The sequence below is a fragment of the Streptomyces sp. NPDC058964 genome, from assembly GCF_042741275.1.
GTDB lineage: Bacteria > Actinomycetota > Actinomycetes > Streptomycetales > Streptomycetaceae > Streptomyces.
In genome coordinates, this window is record NZ_JBHYKH010000967.1 from 1 (window position 1) to 1401 (window position 1401).

The following is a 1401-nucleotide window of genomic DNA, read 5'->3' on the forward strand; positions in this document are numbered from 1 at the left end:
GTCCGACAAACGCTCACCCGCAGGCGACTTGACCTGCCCCACCCTCGCCACACCACAACCAACGAACGCAGGACATCTAAGTCACCGGCATTGGGCCTAGGCCTGGGCCGGGTACTCGTACTCGCACGCCTGGGCGTTGGGGTATCGCACCGCAAGGGCCGCGATGTCGTCCTCGAGCCGTCCGCCGCTGTAGTGGAGCAGGTCCCGGTGCAGCCGGTCGAGCAGCTCGCGGGGCGGTTCCGGGCACTGCTGCTCCATCCAGTCCGGAAGCGGGAAGAACTCGCCGCTGCGGTCCCGGGTCTCCGATACGCCGTCCGTGTAGAGCAGCAGATGATCGCCCGGGGTGAAGGCGACGGTGTCGACGTAGTAGTGATCCCCGATGAGTGCCGCCAGGTTGAGGGGCGGCGAGGGTGCGGTGGGTTCCAGGACGCTCATCTTCCCGCGGTGCACGAGCAGGGGCGGGGGGTGTCCGCAGTTGAGAAGTCTGACGTGGCCCCCGTCGGGCGGGATCTCGGCGATGAGCGCGGTGGCGAAGCGCTCCGGCAGGTCCTGGCCCGGGAACGCGGCGCTGTGGCGGGCGATGCTGGTCTCCAGACGGTGGATGATGCCCGTCAGGTCGGGCTCGTCGTGCGCGGCCTCACGGAAGCAGCTGATCACCGCGGAGGCCGCCCCCACCGCGGACAGGCCCTTGCCCCGGACGTCGCCGATGAGGAGCCGGACCCCGTACGGCGTAGCGGCCGCCTCGTAGAAGTCTCCGCCGATCCGGGCCTGCTCCTGGGCCGCCAGATACAGCGACTCGATCTCCACGTTCTCGATACGCCGCGGCAGGGGGCGCAGCAGCACGCGCTGGGCGGCGTCGGCGACGAGCCGGACCTGGAGCAGGATCTCCTCCCGCTGGAGTCGGACATGGCTCGCGTACGCGGCCGCCAGGGTGACCGCGACGATCGCGGCCGCCGTGTACTGCGTCCCCAGGTCCGAGTAGACGAAGCTGAGGCCGATCATGACCAGCAGGCAGAAGGTGCCCAGCAGGATCGTGGGGATCACGGGCCACATCGCGGCGGCAAGGGCGGGCGCGGCGGGCAACAGCCGGCTGATGGCGATCTCCCTCGGCGTGGAGAACGCCAGCCCCGCGACCAGGACGGTCAGGATCACCGGCGAGACCCGGGCAAATTCCCACCGGCCGCCGTAGGGGGGACGACGGAGCCGCAGCCGCCCGGACATGATCACAAAATGCATCATATCGGCTAAAGCGGGCATCGATCTCCGGCAGCGCGTCCGCTTCGCCCGCGGCGATCAGCCGACCGGGGAGCGCCACGGAGGGAGTGCCGCAACGAGAGCTCCGACGGGTGCGGCGGGAAGATCCTCAGATGTGGCACCGATTCACGAGTGCTACAAAGGGCA

At 69.6% G+C, this 1401-nt stretch carries 1 protein-coding gene; it reads right to left on the reverse strand.

Going from position 1 to position 1401, the window contains the following annotated elements; genetic code table 11:
- Window positions 1–96 precede the first annotated feature (96 nt).
- The gene (locus ACFW2E_RS46885) at window positions 97–1221 is read right to left on the reverse strand and encodes a PP2C family protein-serine/threonine phosphatase (protein WP_384478281.1); all 1125 of its coding nucleotides are present in this window, start codon (window positions 1219–1221) and stop codon (window positions 97–99) included.
- Window positions 1222–1401: the final 180 nt, after the last annotated feature.